Annotated in this window: 27 protein-coding genes and 1 pseudogene; 19 read left to right on the plus strand and 9 right to left on the minus strand. The window is 62.9% G+C overall.

Translation table 11 applies throughout. The features are described 5' to 3' along the window. Window positions 1–16: 16 nt before the first annotated feature. The 6 genes from K7H91_RS08350 to mepA all read right to left on the minus strand — a co-directional run bounded on the left by K7H91_RS08350 (window position 17) and on the right by mepA (window position 5,463). The gene (locus tag K7H91_RS08350; RefSeq protein ID WP_230719764.1) at window positions 17–652 is read right to left on the minus strand and encodes a 2,3-bisphosphoglycerate-dependent phosphoglycerate mutase; all 636 of its coding nucleotides are present in this window, start codon (window positions 650–652) and stop codon (window positions 17–19) included. Between the two features lie 19 nt (window positions 653–671). Further along, window positions 672–1,493: a 4-hydroxy-tetrahydrodipicolinate reductase gene (gene dapB / locus K7H91_RS08355; protein WP_230719765.1), complete on the minus strand. Its 822-nt coding sequence runs from the start codon at window positions 1,491–1,493 to the stop codon at window positions 672–674. A gap of 67 nt (window positions 1,494–1,560) precedes the next feature. Further along, window positions 1,561–2,430 (minus strand): oxidoreductase, encoded by an 870-nt coding sequence (locus tag K7H91_RS08360; RefSeq protein ID WP_230719766.1) that lies wholly within the window; start codon window positions 2,428–2,430, stop codon window positions 1,561–1,563. A gap of 142 nt (window positions 2,431–2,572) precedes the next feature. Then, window positions 2,573–3,181, minus strand: a complete 609-nt coding sequence (locus K7H91_RS08365) for a TetR/AcrR family transcriptional regulator (protein WP_230719767.1) — start codon at window positions 3,179–3,181, stop codon at window positions 2,573–2,575. Window positions 3,182–3,286: 105 nt separating this feature from the next. Next, a complete protein-coding gene (locus tag K7H91_RS08370; RefSeq protein ID WP_230719768.1) occupies window positions 3,287–4,309 on the minus strand; it encodes a glucokinase in 1,023 nt (340 codons plus the stop codon). Between the two features lie 137 nt (window positions 4,310–4,446). Further along, window positions 4,447–5,463 carry a penicillin-insensitive murein endopeptidase gene (gene mepA / locus K7H91_RS08375; RefSeq protein WP_230719769.1) on the minus strand — a complete coding sequence of 339 codons (1,017 nt, stop codon included), beginning with the start codon at window positions 5,461–5,463 and terminating at the stop codon, window positions 4,447–4,449. Window positions 5,464–5,622: 159 nt separating this feature from the next. Here mepA and K7H91_RS08380 point away from each other — a divergent pair, with 159 nt between their 5' ends. The 15 genes and pseudogenes from K7H91_RS08380 (at window position 5,623) to ureC (ending at window position 21,823) form a co-directional block, all read left to right on the plus strand. Beyond that, entirely contained in the window at window positions 5,623–7,452 is a 1,830-nt protein-coding gene (locus tag K7H91_RS08380) for an extracellular solute-binding protein (RefSeq protein ID WP_230719770.1), read from the plus strand. 241 nt (window positions 7,453–7,693) lie between these two features. Further along, the gene (locus tag K7H91_RS08385; RefSeq protein WP_230719771.1) at window positions 7,694–8,791 is read left to right on the plus strand and encodes a microcin C ABC transporter permease YejB; all 1,098 of its coding nucleotides are present in this window, start codon (window positions 7,694–7,696) and stop codon (window positions 8,789–8,791) included. 1 nt (window position 8,792) lies between these two features. After that, window positions 8,793–9,935, plus strand: a complete 1,143-nt coding sequence (locus K7H91_RS08390; RefSeq protein ID WP_230719772.1) for an ABC transporter permease — start codon at window positions 8,793–8,795, stop codon at window positions 9,933–9,935. Next, window positions 9,932–11,551, plus strand: a complete 1,620-nt coding sequence (locus K7H91_RS08395; protein WP_230719773.1) for an ABC transporter ATP-binding protein — start codon at window positions 9,932–9,934, stop codon at window positions 11,549–11,551. The genes K7H91_RS08390 and K7H91_RS08395 overlap by 4 nt, the downstream gene beginning before the upstream one ends. 212 nt (window positions 11,552–11,763) lie before the next feature. Then, complete coding sequence (gene urtA, locus K7H91_RS08400) at window positions 11,764–13,059, plus strand: urea ABC transporter substrate-binding protein (RefSeq protein WP_419197454.1); 1,296 nt, start codon at window positions 11,764–11,766, stop codon at window positions 13,057–13,059. 92 nt (window positions 13,060–13,151) lie between these two features. Further along, the gene (urtB, locus tag K7H91_RS08405) at window positions 13,152–14,792 is read left to right on the plus strand and encodes an urea ABC transporter permease subunit UrtB (RefSeq protein WP_419197455.1); all 1,641 of its coding nucleotides are present in this window, start codon (window positions 13,152–13,154) and stop codon (window positions 14,790–14,792) included. Further along, window positions 14,789–15,857: pseudogene (urtC, locus tag K7H91_RS08410) on the plus strand (urea ABC transporter permease subunit UrtC); the annotation flags it as partial. The gene urtB and the pseudogene urtC, both read left to right, overlap by 4 nt. 103 nt (window positions 15,858–15,960) lie before the next feature. After that, a complete protein-coding gene (urtD, locus tag K7H91_RS08415; protein WP_230719775.1) occupies window positions 15,961–16,719 on the plus strand; it encodes an urea ABC transporter ATP-binding protein UrtD in 759 nt (252 codons plus the stop codon). A 278-nt stretch (window positions 16,720–16,997) separates the two neighbouring features. After that, entirely contained in the window at window positions 16,998–17,693 is a 696-nt protein-coding gene (gene urtE, locus K7H91_RS08420) for an urea ABC transporter ATP-binding subunit UrtE (RefSeq protein WP_230719776.1), read from the plus strand. A gap of 286 nt (window positions 17,694–17,979) precedes the next feature. Next, a complete protein-coding gene (locus tag K7H91_RS08425) occupies window positions 17,980–18,819 on the plus strand; it encodes an urease accessory protein UreD (RefSeq protein ID WP_230719777.1) in 840 nt (279 codons plus the stop codon). 24 nt (window positions 18,820–18,843) lie between these two features. Continuing rightward, a complete protein-coding gene (locus K7H91_RS08430; RefSeq protein ID WP_018065206.1) occupies window positions 18,844–19,146 on the plus strand; it encodes an urease subunit gamma in 303 nt (100 codons plus the stop codon). Window positions 19,147–19,155: 9 nt separating this feature from the next. Next, window positions 19,156–19,410, plus strand: coding sequence for a DUF1272 domain-containing protein (locus K7H91_RS08435; RefSeq protein WP_230719778.1), 255 nt, complete (start codon window positions 19,156–19,158; stop codon window positions 19,408–19,410). 10 nt (window positions 19,411–19,420) lie between these two features. Beyond that, window positions 19,421–19,726, plus strand: a complete 306-nt coding sequence (locus K7H91_RS08440) for an urease subunit beta (protein WP_230719779.1) — start codon at window positions 19,421–19,423, stop codon at window positions 19,724–19,726. Between the two features lie 2 nt (window positions 19,727–19,728). Further along, entirely contained in the window at window positions 19,729–20,085 is a 357-nt protein-coding gene (locus tag K7H91_RS08445) for a GFA family protein (RefSeq protein WP_230719780.1), read from the plus strand. A 25-nt stretch (window positions 20,086–20,110) separates the two neighbouring features. Beyond that, window positions 20,111–21,823, plus strand: coding sequence for an urease subunit alpha (ureC, locus tag K7H91_RS08450; protein ID WP_230719781.1), 1,713 nt, complete (start codon window positions 20,111–20,113; stop codon window positions 21,821–21,823). Between the two features lie 14 nt (window positions 21,824–21,837). Here ureC and K7H91_RS08455 read toward each other — a convergent pair whose 3' ends face one another. After that, window positions 21,838–22,116, minus strand: coding sequence for a helix-turn-helix domain-containing protein (locus K7H91_RS08455; RefSeq protein WP_230719782.1), 279 nt, complete (start codon window positions 22,114–22,116; stop codon window positions 21,838–21,840). After that, the gene (locus tag K7H91_RS08460; protein ID WP_230719783.1) at window positions 22,085–22,399 is read right to left on the minus strand and encodes a BrnT family toxin; all 315 of its coding nucleotides are present in this window, start codon (window positions 22,397–22,399) and stop codon (window positions 22,085–22,087) included. The genes K7H91_RS08455 and K7H91_RS08460 overlap by 32 nt, the downstream gene beginning before the upstream one ends. A 140-nt stretch (window positions 22,400–22,539) precedes the next feature. Between K7H91_RS08460 and K7H91_RS08465 the strand changes: the two genes are divergently transcribed. The 4 genes from K7H91_RS08465 to ureG all read left to right on the plus strand — a co-directional run bounded on the left by K7H91_RS08465 (window position 22,540) and on the right by ureG (window position 25,017). After that, a complete protein-coding gene (locus K7H91_RS08465; protein WP_230719784.1) occupies window positions 22,540–23,079 on the plus strand; it encodes a peroxiredoxin in 540 nt (179 codons plus the stop codon). Window positions 23,080–23,248: 169 nt separating this feature from the next. Then, entirely contained in the window at window positions 23,249–23,719 is a 471-nt protein-coding gene (ureE, locus tag K7H91_RS08470; protein ID WP_230719785.1) for an urease accessory protein UreE, read from the plus strand. Next, window positions 23,631–24,389 carry an urease accessory protein UreF gene (locus K7H91_RS08475; RefSeq protein ID WP_419197456.1) on the plus strand — a complete coding sequence of 253 codons (759 nt, stop codon included), beginning with the start codon at window positions 23,631–23,633 and terminating at the stop codon, window positions 24,387–24,389. Before ureE ends, K7H91_RS08475 begins: the two co-directional genes overlap by 89 nt. 16 nt (window positions 24,390–24,405) lie before the next feature. Further along, window positions 24,406–25,017, plus strand: a complete 612-nt coding sequence (gene ureG / locus K7H91_RS08480) for an urease accessory protein UreG (protein WP_230719786.1) — start codon at window positions 24,406–24,408, stop codon at window positions 25,015–25,017. A 4-nt stretch (window positions 25,018–25,021) separates the two neighbouring features. Here ureG and K7H91_RS08485 read toward each other — a convergent pair whose 3' ends face one another. Next, on the minus strand, window positions 25,022–25,708 hold the full coding sequence (locus tag K7H91_RS08485; protein WP_230719787.1) for a Crp/Fnr family transcriptional regulator: 687 nt from the start codon (window positions 25,706–25,708) through the stop codon (window positions 25,022–25,024). Window positions 25,709–25,764: the final 56 nt, after the last annotated feature.

Here is a 25,764-nt window from a genome sequence, read left to right on the forward strand (position 1 = left end):
CAGCGGCGATCGCTTGTCAGTGCGCGGCCGACATGTCGCCCAGCACGGTCTTGTCGGCGACCGTGGAATCCGGGTTGAGCGTGTAGACGATGGGAACACCGGTCGCGAGATTGAGCTTCAGGATCTCCTCCTTGCTCATCCTGTCGAGGATCATGATCAGCGCGCGCAGCGAATTTCCATGGGCCGCGACCAGCACCTTCTCACCCCTGAGAACGCGCGGCAGGATGTCGGTCAGGTAATAGGGCCAGACCCGCGCGCCGGTGTCCTTCAGGCTTTCGCCTCCGGGCGGCGGCACGTCATAGGACCGGCGCCAGATATGGACCTGTTCCTCGCCCCACTTCTTGCGGGCGTCATCCTTGTTGAGGCCGGCGAGATCGCCATAGTCGCGCTCGTTGATCGCCTCGTCCTTGATGGTCTCAAGGTCGGATTGTCCGATCTCGTCGAGAATGATCTGGCAGGTGTTCTGGGCGCGGATGAGGTTCGAGGTGAAGGCGATGTCGAACTTGATCCCGGTTTCGGCCAGCGCCTTGGCGCCGGCAAGGGCCTCGGCTCTGCCCTGATCGGTGAGATCAGGGTCCTTCCAGCCGGTGAAAAGGTTCTTCAGGTTCCATTCGCTTTGGCCGTGACGGACCAGAACCAGCGTTCCGCTCATTTAATCAGTTCCTTCGTTGCTATTTGGAAAGCCCGAGCACATCGAGCATGGAATAAAGTCCGGGTTTCTGGTCGCGCGCCCAAAGTGCTGCCGCGACCGCGCCGCGGGCGAAGATGCTGCGGTCGGTGGCCTTGTGCGACAGGCTCACGGTTTCACCCTCGCCGGCAAGAAGCACGGAATGTTCGCCGACCACCGAGCCGCCGCGCAGCGTGGCAAAGCCGATCGTGCCTTCCTCGCGCGCGCCGGTATGGCCGTCGCGCACCTTCACCGCCTTGTCCTTCAGCGAGACGCCGCGCCCTTCGGCGGCGGCCTCGCCCAGAAGAAGGGCGGTGCCGGATGGCGCGTCGACCTTGTGGCGATGGTGCATTTCCAGCACCTCGATATCCCAGCCCCTGGCCGACAATGCCGCAGCCGCCTCTTTCACCAGAACCCCGAGAAGATTGACGCCGAGGCTCATATTGCCGGATTTGACGATCCGGGCGTGGCGGCTTGCAGCCTTCACTTTTGCCTCATCCTCCTCCGACATGCCGGTGGTGCCGATAATGTGGACGATGCGCGCCTGGGCGGCCAGTTCCGCATATTCGACGGAGGCGGCGGGTACTGTGAAATCAAGCACGCCATCGGCATCGACAAAGGCCTTCAGCGGATCGTCGGTGATCGCCACGCCAAGCTCGCCGACGCCGGCAAGAACGCCGGCATCCTTGCCAAGCGCCGGACTGTCGGGCCGGTCGATCGCGGCGTGCAGCACGGCGCCTTCGGTTTCGCAGATGACGCGGATGAGGGTCTGACCCATCCGTCCGCTGGCGCCCACGACGACAAGCTTCATTGCCGGAGAATTCATATGTCTTCCTGGTATTTTCGATTTACGGCGACCCCGCCGCAGGTGAATGCGGCGGGGCAGGCAGACCTTATTGCAAGCGCTCCAGGAAGGAAAGATCGGCATCGGCGAAATCCGTCGAACGCGAGACCGCTTCCCATTCGGCATCGACCTTCAGGCGGTTCTCCTCGGTGCTTGTGACCAGTTCGAAGGCATCGCTGCCAAGCAGGAGATGTGCCGGCAGGTCGGCGCGGTTGGAAAGGTCGACAAGGACGGCCGCGATCTTGTCCGGATCGCCGACCTCGTTGCCGGCCACGGCCTGCAGCATCTCCTCCAGGTTTTGCATGCCCGGCGCGTAATCCTCCATCAGTTCGGGCGTGCTGCTGCCTGCAATTTGGGCCCATTCGGTGCGCATGCCGCCCGGTTCGATGGCAACGCAGTTTATGCCGAATTCACGCACTTCGCTCGCAACCGCTTCGGAAAAGCCGCTGACGGCCCATTTGGAGGCATGATAGGCCACCATTCCGGGAATCGTCAGACGGCCGCCCATCGAGGAAATGTTGAAGATGTGACCGGCGCGCTGGCGGCGCATCAGCGGCAGCGCGGCGCGCATCAGGTAGACGACGCCGAAGAAATTGGTTTCGATCTGGGCGCGGAAAATGCCGGGGTCGGCCTGTTCGAACGGGGCGAAGTGGCCGAAGCCGGCATTGTTGACCAGCACGTCGAGGCGACCGAAGCTTTCGATCGCGAAATCGACGGCGGCCCGGGCCTGCGTCTCATCCGAGACGTCGAGCTGGAAGGGTTTTACACGATCGCCGAATGCTTCCACCAGCGGCTGGAGCTGTTCGGGCCTTCGGGCGGTAGCGACGACATTATGACCGGCTTCGAGAGCCGCGCGCGCGATATTGAGGCCGAGCCCGTGGGCGCTGCCGGTGATGAGCCAGGTCTTGTTGGATGTCACAGTCGTTCTCCATAATTTATTGAGTGAGTAGGCACTCAATTTTTTGAATAAAACAGGCGATCATAATGCCTGCGGTGGGACCGGTGTTCGACACCGGAATAGGGTTGAAGTCCTTGTTTGCCGGAGGGCGGTTGATTCTTCCTCAAGCCGGCCGCATCGAAACCTCGGCTTGGTCAGTTTTTCCTGCGGCAATGCCGTTCCAGAACAGTTCGAACCCGAGCTCGGTATAGTGCCGTTCGCGGCTCGGTTCGGCGGCGATGCATTCGAATGTCACTTCGGCCAGCGCATTCAGGACAAGGGCGGCATAATCGACGGTCACGCCCTTATGCGCATGGTTGCGGAGCGCCTTCGCCAGGGCCGTATGGACATCGCCGAACAGCGCGTCCATCTGCTGGCGTCCGGCGTCGGTCAGAAACTCCGATGCTTTGAGGCGTTTTATGGCGCGCCATTTCGCCGAGTGAGTGGCGCCGAAGGCGATCATCCGCTCCCATGCATGGCGGATATCCTCGCGTCCGCCATCGCCGGGCATGGCATCGACCTTAAATGCCGCCGCAAGTTGCTGCTCCAGCTCACTGAGCAGTGCGGCCATAAGCGCGGCCTTGGTTTCGAAGTAGACGAACACGGTGCCTTCGGCGACGCCCGCAGCCTTGGCAATCCGGGCGGTGGACACGCCGGTGCCGGTCTCGGCAACCAGCTTTTCGGCGGCTGCGAGGATCGCCTTGCGTTTTTCTTCACTGATGGGGCGTGCCATGTCGCTCGTCAATAATAAGTGAGTAGGCACTCAATATAGCGAGCCGCCGCCGCCGTGCAAGGGGCAGCCCTGAGAATTCAGCCGTGTGGCGAGGTCGCCATGCGGCTACACCCGCCAGCGGCGGCCGTCGAGGGCGAGGCCGAAGCGGGTGGGGGTGCGGGCGAAGCTGGAAAGGCCGGCAAGGGCTGCCAGCGGATGGGTCACGACATAGGTCGGGATCGCTTGCAGAAGCTTGGTGTGCGGGGCCTTGTCCTCGAAGGCGGCCCGGAATTCCGGCTTTTTCAGCGCCGGCAGGATTTTCTGCGAAATGCCGCCGGCGAGATAGACGCCGCCGCGCGCCATGAACACCATGGCCATGTCGCCGGCAAGGCGGCCGAGATAGGTGGAAAACAGCGTGAGGGTTTCGACCGCTTGGCGGTCGGCGCCGTCGAGCCCGTGCTGGCTGACATCCTTCGGCTCATAGGGTTTCGGCTCGATGCCGTCGGCGGCGCAGATGGCGTTATAGAGGTTCACCATGCCGCGGCCACACAGGATCTGCTCGGCCGCCACCCGTCCCTCGATCGTCTTGATATGGGGGAAAACCTCGTAGTCGCGCGCGGTGCGCGGGCCGACATCGATATGCCCGCCTTCGCCGGGAACCGGAATCCAGCGCTCCTCGGCATGGACGAGGCCGGCCACGCCGAGCCCGGTGCCGGGGCCGAGCACGACCCGCGAGGCGAGCATCTTGTCCGGCCGGTCGCCGATCGGCTCGCGAAACTCGTCGGGCATGTTGGCGATCGCCAGCGCCTGGGCCTCGAAATCATTGATGACGATGACGTCGACAAGGCCGAGATGGGCGATCATGTCGCGCGGCTTCACCACCCAGTCGCAATTGGTCAGCGGAATTTCATCGCCCCGGATCGGTCCGGCGACCGCGAGGATCGCGCTTCTCGGCTGCAGCGAGGACTTGTCCATCACCGCGGCCTGGATCGCGTCGCCGATCGTGGCGAAATCGGCGGTATGCACGATCGGGAAGTCGCGCGGCTCGGCATAGGGATCGACCAGCAGCGAGAACCGGGCGTTGGTTCCCCCGATGTCGCCGATCAGGATGGGGAAGGCGAGCGGTTGTTCGAGCGGTATTCTGGCCATGGTGTCTCCCCTTGCGATCGGCAAAGCGCTTCTGCTTCTGGCGGTTCCGGACGGTGCGGTGATATCAACGCGAAAGTAAGATCCGCAAGCCGGTTGGCGTTTCCTACATCAGTTCAAACCGCTTTGAAAGGGCCGGCTCACCCTCTCGGCCTTTGCGTCGGCACGGGGCCGATCTCGGGCCATGGCGCCAGCGGCGGCAGCGGGATTACCGGCGTCAGCGCGGCCTGCGGCAGCTCGGCCGGCGCCGGCGCATCGAGCACGGCCGTGCAGGCCGCCGGCAGGTCCGACATGATGGTGTAGCTCGGCCGGGTCGGCTTCGGCGGCGGCTTTTCGGGCTTTTCGGGCGGTTTTTCAGGCTTTGCGGGCGCCCAGGGTTCGTCGGAAAGCCACCAGGCGAGGTTCGCGCCGCAGCCGTCATCGGCCATGTCCACCCGGTTCTGCGGGTCGCAGTCGGGCGAGCCGGGGCGGCAGAACAGGCGGATATGGAAATGGTAGTGATGGCCGTAATAGGGCCGCACCTTGGCAAGGTTTGTGCGCTCGCCCTTCCAGTCGTCGCACAGCGCCTTCTTGATGCCGGGATGGACGAAGATCCGCTGCACCTCCGGGTAGCTCGCCGCCCGCATGATCAGGCGTTCGTGGGCGGGGGTGAATTTCTCCGGGTCGACGAACAGCGTGCCGTCGTTCTTCAGCACGGACTGAGCGGAGATGTCTTCCCGCTCGCGTAGCGTCAGTCGCCGGTCGGGCATCGGGTTCAGCCAGATATCGGCGTCGAGCCCCACCTGATGCGAGGCGTGGCCGGAAAGCATCGGTCCGCCGCGCGGTTGGGAGATATCGCCGACCAGCAGTCCCGGCCAGCCATCATACTGGGCGGCCTCGCGCGACAGTTTCTTGATCAGCGCGATCGTGTCGGGGTGGCCGAAGCGACGGTTGCGCGAAAGCCGCATCGCCTGCCATGTCGGCCCGTCGATCGGCAGCGCCTCGGCGCCGGCGAGGCAGCCCTTGGAATAAAAGCCGATCGATTGCGGCTTGCCGGCGCTCGGCGCGGCTTCCGACGCGAACAGCACCTTGGCGGGCGGCGGAAAGTCCTCGGCAACGGCGGAAGATGCCGCCATCGCAAGGGCGAGGACCGCGGACAGGGTTTTGATCCACCGCATGCTGTTGCTCCCTCCACGCCGCGCGTTCTGGCCGAAAACGACAGGCGCAAAACCCGCTGCCACCATGTTTTCACGAAATGGCCACTTGTGCACCCATGCCGATATTTGCTTATTCTTGTTGATGAAACGAGAAAAGCAAGCACGCAGAAGGCAAAAACCATGTGGATAAAGGCTGCTTGGGCGATCGTGATCGCAGTTGCGGGGCTTTCCGCCCCCGCTGTTCTGGCTGAGGACAATGGCGGTGGCGATTGGCATTATGCCACGGCGCTGACCGGGAGCCCGCAATACGCCGCGGATTTCGCGCATTTCGACTATGCCAATCCGGATGCGCCGAAGGGCGGCGAGTTGAAGCTTTCGGCGACCGGCACCTTCGATTCGCTCAATCCTGTGCCCTATGGCGGCAACAAGGCGATCGGTCTCGGGCTGGTGTTCGAAACGCTGATGACCTCGTCTCAGGACGAGATCAACGCGATGTACGGCCTTCTGGCCGAGGCTTTCCGCTATCCCGAAGACCTCTCCTCGGTCACCTACAGGCTGAACCCGGAAGCGAAATTCTCCGATGGCGAACCGGTGACAGCGGAAGACGTCGTGTTCTCCTTCGACAGCTTCAAGAAGCTGAACGCCCAATATGCCAATTATTATCGCCACGTGACCAGCGCTGAAGCGACCGGAGAGCGGGAGGTGACGTTCCATTTCGACGAGACGGGAAACCGCGAACTCCCGCAGATCGTCGGGCAGCTTCTCGTCCTGCCCAAACACTGGTTCGAGGATGAAAGCGGCAATGTCGTGCACGATATTTCGGCAAGCACGCTCGAAAAGGTGGTCGGTTCCGGCCCCTATGTGGTCGACACCGTCAATCCGGGTTCGTCGATCACCTATCGCCTCAACGACGACTATTGGGGCAGGGACCTGAACGTCAATGTCGGGCGCAATAATTTCGGCACGGTGAAATATCTTTATTTCTCCGATCTCGACGTCGCCTTCGAGGCCTTCCGCGCCGGCACGTTCGATTTCTGGGTCGAGACCCGGGCCAAACGCTGGGCGACGGGCTATAATTTTCCGGCGGTGAAGGATGGTGACGTCACCCGTGAGGCCGTGCCCAATCCGCTGCGCACCGCCGGCATCATGCAGGCGCTGGTGCCCAACAACCGCCGCGCGCCGTTCGACGACAAGCGGGTGCGCGAGGCACTGATCTATGCCTTCGATTTCGAGACCATCAACAAGAACCAGTTGAGCGACGCCTATGCGCGCGACAATTCCTTCTGGTTCGGAACCGAGCTTGCCTCATCCGGACTGCCGAAGGGCGAGGAGCTGCAGATCCTCGAATCCGTGCGCGATCTGGTGTCGCCGGACGTGTTCAACAAGGCCAACAAGCTGCCCGTGGGCGGCACGCAGGAGGAGGCGCGCGCCAACCTGCAAAAGGCGTTCGAACTCCTGCGGGAGGCCGGATATGAAAGGCAGGGCGGCAAGCTAGTCAACAGCGAAACCGGCGAACCCTTCGCCTTCGAAATCCTGCTCGACAATCCCTCGCTTCAGGTGGTCGTGTTGCCCTATGTCGAAAACCTGCGCAAGCTTGGCATTGATGCTTCGGTTCGCGTTGTCGACACTTCGCAATATCAGAACCGCGTGAATGATTTCGACTACGACATGATCTGGGAACTCTGGGCGCAGTCGCTGAGCCCGGGCAATGAGCAGTTCAACTACTGGGGCTCGCAATCGGCCGACCAGCCGGGCTCGGAAAACTATGCCGGCATTTCCGACCCCGGCGTCGACGCGCTGATCCAGAAAATCGTGTTCGCCGATGACCGCGACACGCTGGTCGCCGCCACCAAGGCGCTCGACCGGGTGCTGCTCGCCAATGACTATATCATCCCGCTCTATTATTCGAGGGACTACCGCATCGCCTACTGGAACGGGATCACCCACGGCGAATTCCCCGAATACGGCCTCGACTTCCCCGCCGGCTGGTGGTCGACGGAGGCGGAATGAGCGTGCGGTTTGGCGGCGGCGTAGTGGATTTTTTGCGCAAGAACATCCAAGACCTCCAAACAATCTCCCCCCTTGAGGGGGAGATGTCGCGAACGCGACAGAGAGGGGTAATGGGCGTAAGCCGCTCGCTCCGAATTTGCCGAAACGGTTCACCCCTCTCTGCCCCTGTCGGGGCATCTCCCCCTCAAGGGGGGAGATTGGCGGAGGCTATGCGGTCAGGTTCCGTCAGAGGATACGCCTGATGGGCTCCTATATCCTTCGCCGCATCCTGCTGATGATACCGACGCTGATCGGGATCATGACGATTTCCTTCGTCATCGTGCAGTTCGCGCCGGGCGGGCCGGTGGAGCAGGTGATTGCCGAGATCAACGGCCAGGGCGGCGGCGCGGAAAGCCGGATTTCCGGCGGCTCGGATGCCGGCATGTCGATGGACAGTTTCGACAGCGCGTCGTCGTCCAGCTATCGCGGCGCCCAAGGGCTCGATCCTGAGCTGATCGCCGATCTCGAGCGCCAGTTCGGCTTCGACAAGCCGCCGCTGACCCGCTACCTGCTGATGATGCGGGATTTCGCCACCTTCGATTTCGGCGACAGTTTCTTCCGCAATTCCTCGGTGATCGATCTGATCATCGACAAGCTGCCGGTGTCGATCTCGCTTGGCGTCTGGGTGCTGATCCTGTCCTACGGCATCTCGATCCCGCTCGGCATCCGCAAGGCGGTGAAGGACGGATCGCGCTTCGATGTCTGGACCTCGGGCGTGATCGTGATCGGTTACGCCATTCCGGGCTTCCTGCTCGGCATCCTCTTGATCATCCTTTTTGCCGGCGGCTCGTTCTTCAACTGGTTTCCGCTGCGCGGCCTGGTCTCCGACAATTTCGCGCAACTGCCCTTGTGGCAGAAGCCGCTCGACTATTTCTGGCATCTGGCCCTCCCGCTGATCGCGCTGTCGGTGTCGTCCTTCGCCACGACCACGCTTTTGACCAAGAACTCGTTCATCGACGAGATCGGCAAGCAATATGTCGTCACCGCCCGCGCCAAGGGGCTGACCGAGAACAAGGTGCTCTACGGCCACGTGTTTCGCAATGCGATGCTGATCGTGATCGCGGGCTTCCCGGGCTCGTTCATCCTGGCCTTCTTCACCGGGTCGCTGCTGATCGAGAACGTGTTCTCGCTCGATGGCCTCGGCCGGCTCGGCTATCTCTCGCTGGTCAACCGCGATTATCCGGTGGTGTTCGCCACGCTCTACATCTTCTCGCTTCTCGGCCTGGTAATCGGGCTCGTCTCCGACCTGATCTACACCTGGATCGATCCGCGCATCGATTTCGAAAAGAGGGATGTGTGAGATGAGTGAGCTCGCATCCCCCGACGTGGCGGCGAACGTGCCGAAATCCGGCATATTGTCGCCGATGAACGCCAGGCGCTGGCAGAACTTCAAGGCGAACCGGCGCGGCTTCTGGTCGCTGTGGATCTTCCTGTTCCTGTTCATCATCAGCCTCGGCGCGGAATTCGTGGCCAACGACAAGCCGCTGGTCGCCTCCTATAATGGCGAGATCCTGTTTCCGGTTCTGGTCGATTATCCGGAGGAGAAATTCGGGGGCTTTCTGGCCGTCACCGATTACCGCTCCGGCTTTATTCAGGAGGAGATCGAGGCCAATGGCTGGATGATCTGGCCGCCGGTGCGCTATTCCTATCGCACGATCAACGCCAATGTGCCCTATTCCGCGCCGACGCCGCCCTTCTGGCTGATGAGCAAGGAGGAGCGCTGCGCCGGCTATCCGCAGGGCGTTGACGATCCGGGCTGCGTACTCGGCAACATGAACTGGCTCGGCACCGACGATCTGGCGCGCGATGTGCTGGCGCGGGTGATCTACGGCTTCCGCGTCTCCGTGTTGTTCGGCCTGCTGCTCACCGGCTTTTCCGCCGTGATCGGCGTCAGCGCGGGCGCGGTTCAGGGGTATTTCGGCGGCTGGGTCGATCTTTTGATGCAGCGGTTCATCGAGATCTGGTCGTCGCTTCCGACGCTGTACATTCTGCTGATTATTGCCGCGATCCTGCCGCCCGGATTCTGGGTGCTGCTCGGCGTGATGCTGGTGTTCTCCTGGGTCAGTTTCGTGGCGGTGGTGCGCGCGGAATTTCTCAGGGCGCGCAATTTCGAATATGTCCGCGCCGCCCGCGCGCTCGGCGTCGGCAATGGCACGATCATGTTCCGCCATCTGCTGCCGAACGCGATGGTGGCGACTCTGACCTTCGTGCCCTTCATCCTGTCGGGGGCGATCGTGACGCTGACCTCGCTCGATTTCCTGGGCTTCGGCATGCCGCCGGGCTCGCCCTCGCTCGGCGAGCTGGTCAATCAGGGCAAGAGCAATCTGCAGGCCCCCTGGCTCGGCATCACCGCCTTTATGACGCTGTCGATCATGCTGTCGCTGCTGGTGTTTGTCGGCGAAGCGGTGCGCGATGCCTTTGATCCGAGGAAGACCTTCCAATGACAAAGACGCCGCTTCTTTCCGTCAAGGGCCTTTCCGTCGCGTTCCGCCAGGGCGGGGCGGAAAGCCTTGCCGTCGACCGGGTGTCGTTCGACATCATGCCGGGCGAGGTGGTCGCGCTGGTGGGCGAATCGGGCTCCGGCAAGTCCGTGACCGCCGCCTCCGTGCTGCGGTTGCTGCCCTATCCGGCGGCAAGCCATCCGAGCGGGGAAATCCTGTTCGAAGGCCGCGACCTGCTGAAGGCCGATGACCGCACGCTGCGCCATGTGCGTGGCGGCGATATCACCCAGATATTCCAGGAGCCGATGACTTCGCTCAACCCGCTCCACACCGTCGAGCGCCAGGTGGGCGAGACGCTGGCGCTGCATGCCGGGCTGACCGGGGCCGCCGCGCGCAAGCGGGTACTGGAGCTCCTGAACGAGGTCGGCATCCGCGAGGCGGAAAAACGTCTCGGCGCCTTCCCGCACGAGCTTTCCGGCGGACAGCGCCAACGCGTGATGATCGCAATGGCGCTCGCCAACCGTCCGAAACTCCTGATCGCCGACGAGCCGACGACCGCGCTCGACGTCACCGTGCAGGCGCAGATCCTGAAGCTGCTGAAGTCGCTCCAGCGCGACCACGGCATGTCGATGCTGTTCATCACCCATGATCTCGGCATTGTGCGCAAATTCGCCGATCGGGTCTGCGTCATGACCAAGGGCAAGATCGTCGAACACGGCCCCGTTGCCGAGATTTTCGACGATCCGCAGCATGATTACACCAAACACCTGCTCGCTGCAGAGCCGAAGGGCACGCCGCCGGCGCATGATCCGGCGCGCGAAGTGGTGATGGAGGCGGACAATCTGAAGGTCTGGTTCCCGGTCAAGGTCGGCCTGCTGCGCAAGACCGTCGATCATGTGAAGGCCGTCAACGGCATCTCGCTGAAGCTGAGGGCCGGCGAGACGCTCGGCGTCGTCGGCGAGAGCGGGTCGGGAAAGACAACGCTCGGCCTGGCGCTGACGCGGATGATCTCGTCGGAAGGCCGGATCGCCTTCATCGGCAAGGACATCGACGCTTACAGTTTCAAGGCGATGAAGCCGCTGCGCGAACAGATGCAGATCGTGTTTCAGGACCCCTACGGCTCGCTCTCCCCGCGCATGTCGATCGGCGAGATCATCGCCGAGGGGCTGAAGATCCACGAGCGCGGCCTTTCCGCCGCCGAACGGGAGGCCCGCGTCGGCGCGGCGCTGGAGGAGGTCGGCCTCGATGCCGCCACCCGCTGGCGCTACCCGCACGAATTTTCCGGCGGCCAGCGCCAGCGCGTCGCGATCGCCCGCGCAATGGTGCTGAAACCCCGCTTCGTGATGCTGGACGAGCCGACCTCGGCGCTCGACATGAGCGTGCAGGCGCAGGTGGTCGACCTGCTCTCCGCGCTGCAGAAGAAGCATAATCTCGCCTATCTGTTCATCAGCCACGACCTGAAGGTGGTGCGGGCGCTGGCGAACGAGATCATCGTCATGCGGCTTGGCGAGGTGGTGGAGCGGGGGCCGGCCAAGGACGTGTTCGAGAACCCGCAGGCCGAGTACACCAGGGCGCTGCTCGCCGCCGCCTTCGATATCGAACCGGTCGAGGCGGACTGATCCTTCCGGAGCGTCGGGCGAAAAAGTGGAATCCGGTTTTTCGATAACCCGACGCGGCAAAAGAGCCGGGCCCGTCGCCTTTCCCCCTGAACTACGTCAAATGACGTATGTGGGGTTTTCCCGCCCTCAACGATAGTTGGTCGAGGCGCTGCTTTAGCGGCGTCGCGAAATCCAAAGCCATTCAGGCGATAGTCGTTGAGGGGAATAAAACGATGAATTTCAAAAAGGGATTGACCAGCGCCGCGCTTCTCGCCGCGCTCACCACCGCCGGCATCGGCGGCATGGCTTATGCCCAGGAAGACACGATCAAGGTCGGCATCCTGCATTCGCTGTCCGGCACGATGGCGATTTCGGAAACCACGCTGAAGGACGCCATGCTGATGCTGATCGAACAGCAGAACGAGAAGGGCGGCCTGCTCGGCAAGCAGCTCGAGGCGGTCGTCGTCGACCCGGCGTCCGACTGGCCGCTGTTCGCCGAAAAGGCGCGCGAGCTGATCGAGGGCGACAATGTCGCCGCCGTGTTCGGCTGCTGGACCTCGGTGTCGCGCAAGTCCGTGCTGCCGGTGTTCGAGGAACTCGACAACATCCTGTTCTACCCCGTTCAGTATGAGGGCGAGGAAAGCCAGCGCAACGTGTTCTACACGGGTGCCGCGCCGAACCAGCAGGCGATCCCCGCCGTCGACTACCTGATGGAGAATGACGGCGTCGAGCGCTGGGTGCTGGCCGGTACCGACTATGTCTATCCGCGCACCACCAACAAGATCCTCGAAGCCTATCTCAAGGATCACGGCGTTGCCGAAGAAGACATCATGATCAACTACACGCCGTTCGGCTTCTCCGACTGGCAGACGATCGTGTCCGACATCAAGAACTTCGGTTCGGAAGGCAAGAAGACCGCCGTCGTCTCCACCATCAATGGTGACGCCAACGTGCCGTTCTACAAGGAACTCGCCAATCAGGGCATCTCGGCTTCCGATATTCCGGTCGTCGCCTTCTCGGTCGGCGAGGAAGAACTTGCCGGTCTCGACACCGCGCCGCTGGTCGGCCATCTCGCCGCCTGGAACTACTTCCAGTCCGTCGACACCGATGCGAATTACGACTTCATCGACGCCTGGCATGCCTTCACCGGCGATGACGCCCGCGTGACCAACGACCCGATGGAAGCCCATTACATCGGCTTCAACATGTGGGTGAAGGCCGTTGAAAAGGCCGGCACAACCGATCCTGATGCCGTGATCGACGCGCTGATCGGCGTTTCGGTGCCGAACCTTTCCGGCGGCTATTCCGCGATGATGCCGAACCACCACATCACCAAGCCGGTTCTGATCGGCGAAATTCAGGACGATGGCCAGTTCGACATCGTCTACGAAACGCCCGGCCTCGTCGCCGGCGATGCATGGTCCGACTTCCTGCCGGACTCGAAGAACCTGATTGCCGACTGGCGCGCTCCGATGTCGTGCGGCAACTTCAATGTCGAGACCGGCAAATGCGGCGGTATGGCTGAATAATCCAGGCTCGACGCCGGGCGCGGTCAACGTGATCGCGCCCGGTTAACAGGGGGGCGGCCGGATATTTCGAGGGCCGTCAATTGGGGGCGCATATGTCCAAAATATTCCAGATGCACTGTTTCAGAGCATTCGTTTTAGTAGCCATTTTGTTTCTGACATATGCGCCCTCGTCTTCTTTTGCACAGACCGACCTTGCCGGCACGATCGACCGGTTCGGTTCCTCCCGCGGCTTCGGCCAGACCGAAACCCTGGTCAACGAACTGGCCGCCACCGGCGATGATGCCGCCGTGCCCGCCCTGAAGGCGCTTGCCGCCGGCGATCTCTACACCCGCAAGAGCGATGGCAAGGTGTTCATCACCCGCAAGGGGTCTTCCAGCCGCGACCTTCTGCTGATCGATCCGGTGACCGGCGAGGAGGCCGGCGAACTTTCCAAACGCGACCTCGACAAGGTCAAGGTCAACAATAATCTGCGCTCCACAATCGATGCCGCCCTTGCCGGCATGACGCTGATGAGCCCCAATCGCGCCACAAGGCTTTCCGCCGCGCAGTCGCTGCTGAAGGCGCCGAGCGAGGACAATCTGATCCTGATCGAGCAGGCGCTCGAAAAGGAAGAGGATGGCGAGGTTGCCTCGGTTCTGGCGCAGGCGCGCGCCGTCTCGGTGCTGAATTCCGACCGTAGCCCGGATGAAAAGGCTGAAGCCATTTCCGATATCGCCGATATCGGCGGACGCGAGGCGATCTCGATCCTGCTCTCGGCCCGTTCCAGCGTCGGCCCCGATCTCCAGGACGAGATCGACGCGGCGCAGGCGAAGATCGAAAAACGGCTCGCCTTCTGGGATGTGGCCCAGAATGTCTGGTACGGGCTGTCGCTCGGTTCCGTTCTGCTTCTGGCGGCGATCGGGCTTGCGATCACCTTCGGGGTGATGGGCGTCATCAACATGGCCCATGGGGAGATGGTGATGCTCGGGGCCTACTCCACCTATATGGTGCAGCAGGTGATCCGCACCGCCTATCCGCATCTGTTCGACTGGTCGCTGGCGATTGCGCTCCCGGTCGCCTTCATCGTCACCGCGGCCGTCGGCCTTGTGATCGAGCGCGGCGTGATCCGCTTTCTCTATGGCCGCCCGCTGGAAACGTTGCTCGCCACCTGGGGCGTGTCGCTGATCCTGCAGCAGGCGGTGCGCACCATTTTCGGCCCCACCAATCGCGAGGTCGGCAACCCGTCGTGGATGTCCGGTTCCTTCGATCTTGGCGGGCTTATGATCACCTGGTCGAGGCTCTGGATCGTGCTGTTCTCGCTCGCCGTGTTCGCCGCCCTTCTGCTGCTGATGAAGCGCTCGGCCTTCGGCCTGCAGATGCGCGCCGTCACCCAGAACCGCCGCATGGCGGCCTCGATGGGCATCCGCACGCCCTGGGTCGACGCCTTCACATTTGCGCTGGGTTCCGGCGTTGCCGGCCTTGCCGGCGTGGCGCTGTCGCAGATCGACAATGTCTCCCCCAATCTCGGCCAGTCCTACATCATCGACAGTTTCATGGTCGTGGTGTTCGGCGGCGTCGGCAATCTCTGGGGCACGTTCGTCGGCGCGTTCTCGCTCGGCATCCTCAACAAGTTCCTGGAGCCCTATGCCGGCGCGGTGCTCGGCAAGATCCTGGTGCTGGTCTTCATCATCCTGTTCATCCAGAAACGGCCGCGCGGGCTGTTCGCACTCAAGGGAAGGGCGGTGGAAGCATGATCACGGCCTATCTTTTCCGCTCGCTCGACCGCAAGGTCTCTATCGCGATCGTCATCCTCTTCGCGGTTGCCCTGCTGGTGCCGTTCGCCAACCTCATCATCCCGGCAGACAGCGCCTTTCACCTGCCGACCTATCTGGTGTCGCTGTTCGGCAAATATCTCTGCTATGCGCTGCTCGCCCTGTCGCTCGATCTGGTCTGGGGGTTCTGCGGCATTCTCTCGCTTGGCCACGGCGCCTTCTTCGCGCTCGGCGGCTATGCCATGGGCATGTATCTGATGCGCCAGATCGGGCCGCGCGGGGTCTATGGCGACCCGATCCTGCCGGATTTCATGGTGTTCCTGAATTACAAGGCTCTGCCCTGGTTCTGGCATGGCTTCGACATGTTCTGGTTCGCCATGGCGATGGTGCTCTTGGTTCCCGGCGCGCTCGCCTTCGTGTTCGGCTGGTTCGCCTTCCGCTCGCGCGTCAACGGCGTCTATCTCTCGATCATCACCCAGGCGATGACCTATGCGCTGCTCTTGGCCTTCTTCCGCAACGACATGGGCTTCGGTGGCAATAACGGGCTCACCGATTTCAAGGACATTCTCGGCTTTTCCGTGCAGGCCGACGGCACCCGCGCGGCGCTGTTTGCCGCCTCGGCGCTGTTTCTGGCGCTCGGCCTGTTCATCGCCTCGGCGATCGTGCGCTCCAAGGCCGGCAAGGTGCTGGTCGGCGTCCGCGATGCCGAAAGCCGGGTGCGCTTCCTCGGCTACCGGGTGGAGAACTACAAGCTCTTCACCTTCGTCGCCTCCGCCATGATGGCGGGCGTTGCAGGCGCGCTCTACGTGCCGCAGGTCGGCATCATCAATCCGGGCGAATTCGCACCCGCGAACTCCATCGAAGTGGTGATATGGACGGCGGTCGGCGGGCGGGCAACGCTGATCGGGCCGATCATCGGAGCGATCCTCGTCAATGGCGGCAAGACCATCTTCACCGGTCTGTTCCCCGCCTTCTGGCTGTTCGCGCTCGGCGGCCTGTTCGTCGCCGTCACTCTGTTCCTGCCCAAGGGCATCGTCGGAACGCTTGCGCCCCGGTTTTCGAAAAAGCCAGGCCCTGACGCCAGGGAGCGGATCGAGCACTCCGAAGACGCGGAAGCCGGAATCGACGGCATTGCAGAGGAGCCGGCCCGATGAACCCCCATGAAAAGCGCGCCAAGAGCCTGCTCTACCTCGACAATGTCTCGGTCTCGTTCGACGGCTTCAAGGCGCTGAACAGCCTGTCCTTCGTCATCGATCCCGGCGAGTTGCGTGCCGTCATCGGCCCCAACGGCGCGGGCAAGACCACGATGATGGACATCATCACCGGCAAGACCCGGCCGGACGAGGGCGAGGTGTTCTTCTCCGACACGATCGACCTCACCCGCCGCGACGAGGCCGATATCGCCCAGCTCGGCATCGGCCGCAAGTTCCAGAAGCCGACCGTGTTCGAAAGCCATACGGTATGGGACAATCTGGAACTGGCGCTGAACCGCAAGCGCGGCGTCTTCTCGACCCTGTTCTACAGCCTGACCGGCGAAGACCGCGACCGCATCGAGGAAATCCTCGAGACGATCCGCATGACGGCGCGCCGCGACGAGCTTGCGGCAAATCTCTCCCACGGCCAGAAGCAATGGCTGGAGATCGGCATGCTTCTGGCGCAGGAACCGAAACTTCTGCTTGTCGACGAACCGGTCGCCGGCATGACCGATGCCGAAACCGTGGAAACCGCCCGCCTGTTGCGCGAGATCGCGAAAACGCGGGCGGTGGTGGTGGTCGAACACGACATGGGCTTCGTCCGCGACCTCGGCGTCAAGGTCACCTGCCTCGCCGAAGGCTCCGTCCTCGCCGAAGGCTCGATCGACTTCGTGTCGAACGACCCGAAGGTGATCGAGAATTATCTGGGGAGGTAAGGGGATGATGGAGGGGTCGATCGTGCGGATTGGCTGCATGGATCCTCGGGTCAAGCCCGAGGATGACCCGTGGGGTGGGCGGAGTGCTAAAGCCGCAAACTCTTCGAGGCGGGTTCGCGACCGCCGCCGCCTTCGTGACAGCAGGTCGAACAAAACGCTCACGCGTCGCGGAACAGACTGCACCCCTCCCCAGGTGTCATCCTCGGGCTTGACCCGAGGATCCAGGCGGCTGGCTCTGGCCTGTCAGTATCCTCTCCTTGCGAAAAAGGTCCAACTCCATGCTGACCATTGAAAACGTCAACCTCCACTATGGCGCGGCGCAGGCGCTCAGGAATGTCTCGCTGACGGCCGAAATGGGCAGGATCACCTGCGTGCTGGGACGCAATGGCGTTGGCAAGTCGTCGCTGCTTCGGGCTGTCACCGGGCAGCATCCGATCTCGGGCGGTACGATCAGTTTCGGCGGTGACAAGCTTGATGGGCTCGCGCCTTACACCCGCGCCAAGCGCGGCGTCGGCTATGTGCCGCAGGGGCGCGAAATCTTTCCGTTGCTGACCGTGCGCGAAAATCTGGAGACCGGCTTCGCGCCGCTGGCGCGCGGCGACCGCAATATTCCCGACGAGATCTTCTCGCTGTTTCCGGTGCTGCAAACCATGCTGTCGCGCCGCGGCGGCGATCTGTCGGGCGGACAGCAGCAGCAGCTCGCCATCGGCCGCGCCATGGTCACCCGGCCGAAAATCCTGGTGCTGGACGAGCCGACCGAGGGCATCCAGCCCTCGATCATCAAGGATATCGGCCGTGCCATCCGTTACTTGCGTGACAGCACCGGCATGGCGATCCTGCTGGTCGAGCAATATCTCGATTTCTGCCGGGAACTCGCCGACAAGGTCTATATCATGGACCGCGGCGTGATCGTGCATGAGGGCGCAGCCGAAACGCTCGACACGCCCGAGGCGCGCCGTCATCTGACGGTGTGATGCTTCGACGCGCATAATGAGGAGAATTTGTGCGCTTTTGAGGGAGCGACAGACGAGGTTCTTGCGTTTAACTTTTTATCGGGGCGCGGCGAGACGGACTGAATTCTGAAATCTCTTGCCCGGCCCGTCGATGCGGCATGAAACTTGCGTTTAGCCGTTCGACAGCATCACGATAAAAAGGAAAAGCGATGGGCTGGAAGTATCAATTGCGCGGGCGGGCCGCAGGATCGGCGAGTGCGCGCGCCGGTCAGGTCGCAGTCGGGTCAGCGTGCCCCTGGGAGGGGCCATGGGCGGCGGGATGGAACTGTTGACGCCGGGCCTCACCGTGGGGCCGCAGCGGACATCCGGCACGGGCCGGGTGAGCGCCAAATCGGCCGGTGGCAAGACGCGTCTTGATGTCTTCTATCAGGAGGGTGCGGCCAAGATTCGCATTCCCGAAAGCTTCGACGGCGCGATGGAGGCGGTGCTGATCAACACCTCCGGCGGCTTGACCGGCGGCGACCGGCTGCAATGGGAACTGGAGGCCGGTGATGGCACGGCGCTGACGGCCACCACCCAGGCCTGCGAGAAAATCTACCGTTCCGACAGCGGACCGGCGGCGATCGATACCGAGATCAGGGTCGGCGAGAATGCCCGGCTCGACTGGCTGCCGCAGGAAACGATCCTGTTCGACGACGCCTCGCTCAACCGCAGGCTCGACGTCGATCTGGCCGAGACCGCCGAGTTCCTGGCGATCGAGGCCGTGCTGCTCGGCCGTAAGGCCATGGGCGAGGCGGTGCGCTGCGGCAATTTCCGCGATCGCTGGCGGGTGCGCCGTTCGGGCACGCTGATCCATGCCGAGGACGTGCGCATGACCGGCGATATCGAGAACCTGGTGGCGCAGACGGCGGTGCTGGGCGGCGATGTCGCCTTCGCCACGTTGCTCTATTGCGGCCCGCAGGCCGAAGCGCTGATGCCGAAAGTGCGCGAAGCACTGGGTGAGGCTTCCGCCGGCGCCAGCGAGTGGAATGGCAAGCTCGTCGCCCGCATCGTCGCCGCCGACGGCTATAGTTTGCGAAAAAGCCTGATTCCCGCGCTTAAGGTCTTGCGGGACGGGCAGAATCTGCCGAAAGTCTGGCATCTGTAAGTTGTGAAGGGGTGAGAAAACCGCATGAACCTGACGCCGCGTGAAAAGGACAAGTTGCTGGTTTCCATGGCCGCCATGGTCGCGCGCCGCCGGCTGGAACGGGGCGTCAAGCTCAACCACCCGGAGGCGATCGCGCTGATCACCGATTTCGTGGTCGAGGGCGCCCGCGACGGACGGCCGGTGGCCGAACTGATGGAAGCCGGCGCCCATGTGATCACCCGCGACCAGGTGATGGAGGGCATCCCCGAAATGATCCACGATATCCAGGTGGAGGCCACCTTCCCCGACGGCACCAAGCTGGTGACCGTGCACGAGCCGATCAGGTGAGGAGCCGCGATGCTTGAACTCAGACCGAATTGCGAGTGCTGCGACAAGGACCTGCCACCCGAAAGCGTGGATGCAATGATTTGCACCTATGAATGCACCTTCTGCCGCGATTGCGTTGATGTGGTGCTGAGCGGCGTCTGCCCCAATTGCGGCGGCAATTTCGCCTCGCGACCGATCCGTCCCGCACGCAACCTTGCCAAGGATCCGGCCTCGACGGTGCGTGTTCTGAAAGCCGAGGGCTGTGGTCCGCGGCAAGTAGCTTGAGGAGAAAGACATGATCCCCGGTGAACTGATCGCCGCAGACGGCGAGATTGAAATAAACGCCGGCCTGCCGACCGTGACGCTGACCATTTCCAATACCGGCGATCGGCCGGTGCAGGTCGGCAGCCATTATCATTTCTTCGAGGCTAATCCGGGGCTCTCCTTCGAGCGGGACAAGGCGCGCGGCATGCGGCTTGATATCGCGGCCGGCACGGCGGTGCGGTTCGAGCCGGGCCAGACCCGCGACGTGACGCTGGTGCCTTATGGCGGCGAGCGCACGGTTTACGGATTCCGGCAGGAAATCATGGGGAAGCTCTGACAATGGCCGTTCAGCATTATCACGGAAGCTGCCAGTGCGGCGCGGTGGACTTCGATGTTGATATCGAACTCGGCCACACCGTTACCTGCAACTGCTCGCGCTGCAAGCGTCTCGGTTCGGTACTGGCGTTCGCGCCGCGTGAAAACTTCACCCTGAACAGCGGCGAGGACAGCCTCACCGAATACCTGTTCAACAAGCACCAGATCCATCATCTGTTCTGCAAGACATGCGGCATCGAGAGCTTTGCCTATGCCACCGGCCCCGACGGGGCCGACATGGTCGCGGTCAACGCCAATTGCCTCGACGGCGTCGATCCCCGCAGCCTCAGCTCGCAGCATTACGACGGCGCCGCCGTATAACGCTTTCCGCCCCAGGAGAAATTCCATGCCTTTCAAGATGTCCCGCGCAGCCTATGCCTCGATGTTCGGCCCGACAACGGGCGACAAGGTGCGGCTTGCCGATACCGAGCTTTTCGTCGAGGTGGAAAAGGATTTCACCCATTACGGCGACGAGGTGAAGTTCGGCGGCGGCAAGGTGATCCGCGACGGCATGGGGCAGTCGCAGGTGACCCGCGCGGACGGCGCGGTCGACACGGTGATCATCAACGCGCTGATCATCGATCACTGGGGCATCGTCAAGGCGGATATCGGCATCAAGGACGGGCGGATCGCGGCGATCGGCAAGGCCGGCAATCCGGATACGCAGAAGGGCGTCGATATCATCGTCGGCCCGGGCACGGAAGTGATCGCGTCCGAAGGCAAGATCATCACCGCCGGCGGCATGGATGCCCATATCCACTTCATCTGCCCGCAGCAGATCGAAGAGGCGCTGATGAGCGGGCTGACCTGCATGCTCGGCGGCGGCACCGGGCCGGCGCACGGCACGCTCGCCACCACCTGCACGCCGGGGCCGTGGCACCTGGAGCGGATGATCCAGGCGGCCGACGCCTTCCCGATGAACCTCGCCTTTGCCGGCAAGGGCAATGCCTCGCTTCCCGGCGCGCTGGAGGAGATGGTGCTCGGGGGTGCTGCCGCGCTGAAGCTGCACGAGGACTGGGGCACGACCCCGGCTGCGATCGACAACTGCCTTTCGGTCGCCGACAAATACGATGTCCAGGTGATGATCCACACCGATACGCTGAATGAGAGCGGCTTTGTCGAGGACACGATCAAGGCCTTCGATGGCCGCACCATCCACGCCTTTCACACCGAAGGGGCCGGCGGCGGCCACGCGCCGGACATCATCAAGGTCTGCGGGTTTTCCAACGTCATCCCGTCCTCGACCAACCCGACCCGGCCCTATACCAAAAACACCATCGCCGAGCATCTCGACATGCTGATGGTCTGCCATCACCTGTCGCCGTCGATCCCGGAGGATATCGCGTTTGCCGAAAGCCGGATCCGCAAGGAGACGATCGCGGCGGAGGATATTCTCCACGATCTCGGGGCGTTTTCGATCATCTCGTCGGACAGCCAGGCCATGGGCCGGGTCGGCGAGGTCGCGATCCGCACATGGCAGACCGCCGACAAGATGAAGCGCCAGCGCGGACGGCTTGCGCAAGAGCAGGGCGAGAACGACAATTTCCGGGTGAAGCGCTATATCGCCAAATACACGATTAACCCGGCGATCGCCCACGGTCTGTCGCATGAAATCGGCTCTGTCGAGGTCGGCAAGCGCGCGGACCTGGTGATGTGGTCGCCGGCGATGTTCGGCGTCAAGCCGGACCTCGTTCTCCTCGGCGGCATGATCGCGGCAGCGCCCATGGGCGATCCGAACGCCTCGATCCCGACGCCGCAGCCGATGCATTACCGCTACATGTTCGGCGCCTATGGCAAGGCGCGGACCAATTCGTCCGTCACCTTCGTCTCGGAAGCCTCGCTCGATGGCGGCCTTGCCCACAAGCTCGGCGTTTCCAAGCAGCTCCTGCCGGTGAAAAACACCCGAGGCGGCATCTCCAAGGCCTCGATGGTCCACAACTCAGCCACGCCGGAGATTTCCGTTGATCCGGAAACCTACGAGGTCCGCGCCGACGGCGAGGTGTTGACCTGCGAACCCGCCGACGTGCTTCCGATGGCGCAGCGGTATTTTCTGTTCTGAGCAGGGGGCGTCGCTCAGGCGACGACTTTCGACACCAGATCCGGGTATTGCGCAATCACGCGGACATAGGCGACGGCGAAGTCAGGTGCGGTGACGCGCGCCTGCTCCCAATCGCGAAGCGTGCCCACGGGAACGCGAAATCTACTGGCGAATTCCGTTTGCGATAGTCCGAGCGCTGTTCTCGTCCGGCGGATCAGGCGAGCGCGTTGGCCGCGATCTTCCGCCGAAGCGCTTACATCGAAGTCTTCGACGTCAGTCGGGTCAGCTTTCAAGACGATAGGATCGTTCTTCACCCTTGTTACTCCTTCTTACCGAAATGAAGCGCGGCAGATCGTCGCGCCACACGAATACGCCGGTATAACAACGCCCGTCGACCAGGCCGATAACCTTGAACCGTTCTTCGCCATCGATCAGGCGGATAGACGGTACGATAAGGTGATCAATATCCTCGAATATACGGTCCCCGAACGCGAGCGGCAGACCGTGCTTCTTCCTGTTGATGGCGTCCTTGGCAGGGTCGAAGCGCTGAACCAAGCAAGGATTATACGGAAATTCCGTATTTACTGCAACTGACATTGCTACCCATGCGCTCAGCGCATACCCGCTATGCGTTTACCCCTAATCGGGCTTGCCGGCCTTTGATTCCCGGTCTGGAATCGTTAAATTCAGGCCAAGCTTGAAGCAACAAATTTCCAAGACTGAGCAAGGAGATCGCCATGATCGGCCGTAAAGTTCCGAACGTCACCTTCCGCACCCGCGTCCGCGATGAAAGCATCGAGGGGCCGAACCCGTTCCGCTGGCAGGACATGACTTCGAACGATTATTTCAAGGGCAAGCGCGTCGTGCTGTTTTCGCTGCCGGGCGCCTTCACCCCGACCTGCTCGACCTATCAGCTTCCCGATTTCGAAAAGCTGTTCCCCGAGTTTCAGGCTCAGGGCATCGACGACATCTACTGCATGTCGGTCAATGACGCCTTCGTCATGAACGCCTGGGCCAAGGGCCAGAATCTCGAGCACGTCAAGGTCATCCCGGACGGTTCCGGCGAGTTCACCCGCAAGATGGGCATGCTCGTCAACAAGGACAATCTCGGCTTCGGCATGCGCTCCTGGCGCTATGCCGCCATCATCAATGATGGCGTCGTCGAGCAGTGGTTCGAGGAAGAGGGCTTCTCCGACATGTGCGAGACCGACCCCTACAGCGTGTCCTCGCCGCAGAACATTCTCGAAAACCTGAAGCGCGAAGCCAAGGCCGCCTGAGGCCTTTCGGCCCGCTTCGATGGAAAGCGAGGGCGGTCGGCAACGGCCGCCCTTTTTCTTGCGTGGCGTGTCCCGGATGCGGCGATGCACGCGCTTGCCAAGTGGCGCAATCTTGCTATGAAAGAAGGAGCGCCCGGCATCGTTACAGACCGGGCCGTCAGGGGAAAGCATGCAGCGCGTTACCAGTTTCATTCCCGCGGGCGAGGGCGGCGGCGTGGTCGCCGGCCGTGTCGAGCTGACGCATGACGGGCGGCATCTCCGCCGCAAGGCGCTGAAGCTTGAAGACGGTTCAAGCGTGATGCTCGACCTGAAGGAGGCTGTACTGTTTGCCACCGGCGATCGGCTGGTGCTGGAGGACGGAAGGACGATCGAGATCGTCGCCGCGCCCGAGGAACTTTACGTAATTCATGCGCATGACAACCTGCACTTGATCCAGCTCGCCTGGCATCTCGGCAATCGCCATCTGCCGGCGCAGATTGAGGAGGGCCGGATCCTGATCCTGCGCGATCACGTGATCCGCCAGATGCTGGAAGGCCTCGGGGCCCATGTGCATGAGGTCGTCGAGCCGTTCCAGCCGGTGCGCGGCGCCTATCACAGCGGACACGGAGACCATCACCATCACGGCCATCACCACGATTGACGGCGGCGCCGTTTCGGGCGCCGCGCTTCTAAGGCTGTTGGCCTGGCTGTCGCCGGCCTTTCCGCTGGGCGGGTTTTCCTATTCCGGCGGGCTTGAGCGTGCGGCGCATGACCGGCTGCTGGAAGATGCGGATGACGTGGCCGCATGGCTCGCCGTCTCGCTTCGCCACGGGTTTCTATGGAATGACGCCGTGCTGTTGTGCGAGGCCCATCGCGCGGCGGGCGACCCGGAGCGGCTTGCCGCCACCGCCGCCCTTGCCGCGGCGCTGGCCGGTTCGCGCGAGCGCCACGCCGAAACGCTGGCGCTGGGCGCGGCCTTCGTCGCGGCCGCCGGCGCATGGTCCGCGCCTGGTGACGAAGCCTTGCCGCCGGAAACGCCGCTGCCGGTCGCCTTCGGCGCGATCGCCGCATCGCACGGCATTGGTCTCGAAGTGGCCTGTCAGGGCTATCTCCATGCCCAGGTGTCGCAGTATATTTCGGCCGCGATCCGGCTGTCGCTCGCGGGGCAGGTGGCCGGCCTTGCCGTGCTTTCCGGGCTGGAGCAGCCGATCCTCGACCAGGCGGCGCGGGCGGCGGCATCGACGCCGGATGATCTCGGCGGCTGCGCCTTCAGCGCCGATATCGCCGCTCTGCGTCACGAGATCCAGCATTCGCGGCTGTTCCGGTCGTAATGAACGAGGTAAGACAATGAAATCCGAAAACGGTCCCCTGCGCGTCGGCATTGGCGGCCCGGTCGGCTCCGGCAAGACCGCGCTCACCGAAAAGCTGTGCAAGGCGTTGAGCCGCGACTATTCCGTCGCCGTGGTCACGAATGACATCTACACCCGCGAGGATGCCGAGGCGCTGGTGCGCATGCAGGCGCTCACCTCCGACCGGATCGTCGGCGTGGAGACCGGCGGCTGCCCGCATACCGCCATCCGCGAGGATGCGACGATCAACCTGCAGGCGATCGCCGGGTTGAACAGCCGCATCCCCGATCTCGATATCATCTTCATCGAATCCGGCGGTGACAACCTTGCCGCCACCTTCTCCCCGGACCTTGCCGATATCACCATCTATGTGATTTCGGTCTGCCAGGGCGAGGAAATCCCGCGAAAGGGCGGTCCGGGGATTACCCGGTCGGACATGCTGGTGATCAACAAGAAGGATCTGGCACCCTATGTCGAGGTCGACCTCGATGTCATGGCGCGCGATTCCGAGCGCATGCGCAATGGCGGCCCGACGGTGTTCACCGACCTGAAGCGTGGCGATGGCGTCGAAGCCGTCGCCGCCTTTTTGAAGGAGGCCGGCGGGCTGTAGCTGTCTATAGACGCTTCAGCGCCTCGATATCGGTGATTTCGATCGTCCGGCCGTGGACATTGACGCCGAGTGTCTTGAGCGTGCCGAAGGCGCGCGACAGGGCTTCCGGGGCAAGGCCGAGCTTGCCGGCAAGCAGGCTCTTGCGGCAGGCAAGACGGAAGGTGACGGGCTCGGTGTCTTCCGGACACTGGTCGAGAAGGTAGTGCGCCACGCGTTGCAGCGCTGTATTGAGCCGGTCATCGGCCACGCAGTCGACGGCTTCCCGCAATTGCGCCGACAGCGAAATGGCAAGCACACGCGCCAGGCTGCCGTCGTCATTATTGGCGAGTTCCCGCACTTTGGCGAGGTCATAGCACACCAGCGTTGCATTTTCGGCGGCCTGGGCGCTGTAGCGGCAGGCGTCACCGCCGAAAACCAGTTCGTCCCCGAACGTGTCGCCTGGCCCGCAGATACGGATGTCTGCCTCGCGGCCTTCATGGTTCTGTCTGAACAGCCGGACAAAGCCGGTCACGACGCTGTAAAAATGCCGCGCGTCATCCCCCTCTACAAACAGGATGTCGGGCGGTGTGACGTTGACGAAGGTGGCGCATTCCATCAGCCTGTTAACCGTCGTCATGTCCGCCGCGGCCGTCAGGCCGGTTGCGATGAACTGTGCTTTCCTGCGCTCGCTCACATTGATGGTCGTGTTCACTGTCCCGCCTCCCATGGCGTGGCTATGATGGTGTGTCTGCACGAAACGGTTCCTTC

Origin of the sequence: Martelella mediterranea (genome assembly GCF_021021415.1) — a bacterium.
Classification (GTDB): Bacteria; Pseudomonadota; Alphaproteobacteria; order Rhizobiales; family Rhizobiaceae; genus Martelella; species Martelella mediterranea_C.

Bases quoted from the DNA above. Each gene is read 5' to 3' on its own strand.
- K7H91_RS08350 (WP_230719764.1), bottom strand. From the start codon at position 652: ATGAGCGGAACGCTGGTTCTGGTCCGTCACGGCCAAAGCGAATGGAAC.
- dapB (WP_230719765.1), bottom strand. From the start codon at position 1,493: ATGAATTCTCCGGCAATGAAGCTTGTCGTCGTGGGCGCCAGCGGACGG.
- K7H91_RS08365 (WP_230719767.1), bottom strand. From the start codon at position 3,181: ATGGCACGCCCCATCAGTGAAGAAAAACGCAAGGCGATCCTCGCAGCC.
- K7H91_RS08370 (WP_230719768.1), bottom strand. From the start codon at position 4,309: ATGGCCAGAATACCGCTCGAACAACCGCTCGCCTTCCCCATCCTGATC.
- mepA (WP_230719769.1), bottom strand. From the start codon at position 5,463: ATGCGGTGGATCAAAACCCTGTCCGCGGTCCTCGCCCTTGCGATGGCG.
- K7H91_RS08380 (WP_230719770.1), top strand. From the start codon at position 5,623: ATGTGGATAAAGGCTGCTTGGGCGATCGTGATCGCAGTTGCGGGGCTT.
- K7H91_RS08385 (WP_230719771.1), top strand. From the start codon at position 7,694: ATGGGCTCCTATATCCTTCGCCGCATCCTGCTGATGATACCGACGCTG.
- K7H91_RS08390 (WP_230719772.1), top strand. From the start codon at position 8,793: ATGAGTGAGCTCGCATCCCCCGACGTGGCGGCGAACGTGCCGAAATCC.
- K7H91_RS08395 (WP_230719773.1), top strand. From the start codon at position 9,932: ATGACAAAGACGCCGCTTCTTTCCGTCAAGGGCCTTTCCGTCGCGTTC.
- urtA (WP_419197454.1), top strand. From the start codon at position 11,764: ATGAATTTCAAAAAGGGATTGACCAGCGCCGCGCTTCTCGCCGCGCTC.
- urtB (WP_419197455.1), top strand. From the start codon at position 13,152: ATGTCCAAAATATTCCAGATGCACTGTTTCAGAGCATTCGTTTTAGTA.
- urtD (WP_230719775.1), top strand. From the start codon at position 15,961: ATGAACCCCCATGAAAAGCGCGCCAAGAGCCTGCTCTACCTCGACAAT.
- urtE (WP_230719776.1), top strand. From the start codon at position 16,998: ATGCTGACCATTGAAAACGTCAACCTCCACTATGGCGCGGCGCAGGCG.
- K7H91_RS08425 (WP_230719777.1), top strand. From the start codon at position 17,980: ATGGGCGGCGGGATGGAACTGTTGACGCCGGGCCTCACCGTGGGGCCG.
- K7H91_RS08430 (WP_018065206.1), top strand. From the start codon at position 18,844: ATGAACCTGACGCCGCGTGAAAAGGACAAGTTGCTGGTTTCCATGGCC.
- K7H91_RS08435 (WP_230719778.1), top strand. From the start codon at position 19,156: ATGCTTGAACTCAGACCGAATTGCGAGTGCTGCGACAAGGACCTGCCA.
- K7H91_RS08440 (WP_230719779.1), top strand. From the start codon at position 19,421: ATGATCCCCGGTGAACTGATCGCCGCAGACGGCGAGATTGAAATAAAC.
- K7H91_RS08445 (WP_230719780.1), top strand. From the start codon at position 19,729: ATGGCCGTTCAGCATTATCACGGAAGCTGCCAGTGCGGCGCGGTGGAC.
- ureC (WP_230719781.1), top strand. From the start codon at position 20,111: ATGCCTTTCAAGATGTCCCGCGCAGCCTATGCCTCGATGTTCGGCCCG.
- K7H91_RS08460 (WP_230719783.1), bottom strand. From the start codon at position 22,399: ATGTCAGTTGCAGTAAATACGGAATTTCCGTATAATCCTTGCTTGGTT.
- K7H91_RS08465 (WP_230719784.1), top strand. From the start codon at position 22,540: ATGATCGGCCGTAAAGTTCCGAACGTCACCTTCCGCACCCGCGTCCGC.
- ureE (WP_230719785.1), top strand. From the start codon at position 23,249: ATGCAGCGCGTTACCAGTTTCATTCCCGCGGGCGAGGGCGGCGGCGTG.
- K7H91_RS08475 (WP_419197456.1), top strand. From the start codon at position 23,631: ATGAGGTCGTCGAGCCGTTCCAGCCGGTGCGCGGCGCCTATCACAGCG.
- ureG (WP_230719786.1), top strand. From the start codon at position 24,406: ATGAAATCCGAAAACGGTCCCCTGCGCGTCGGCATTGGCGGCCCGGTC.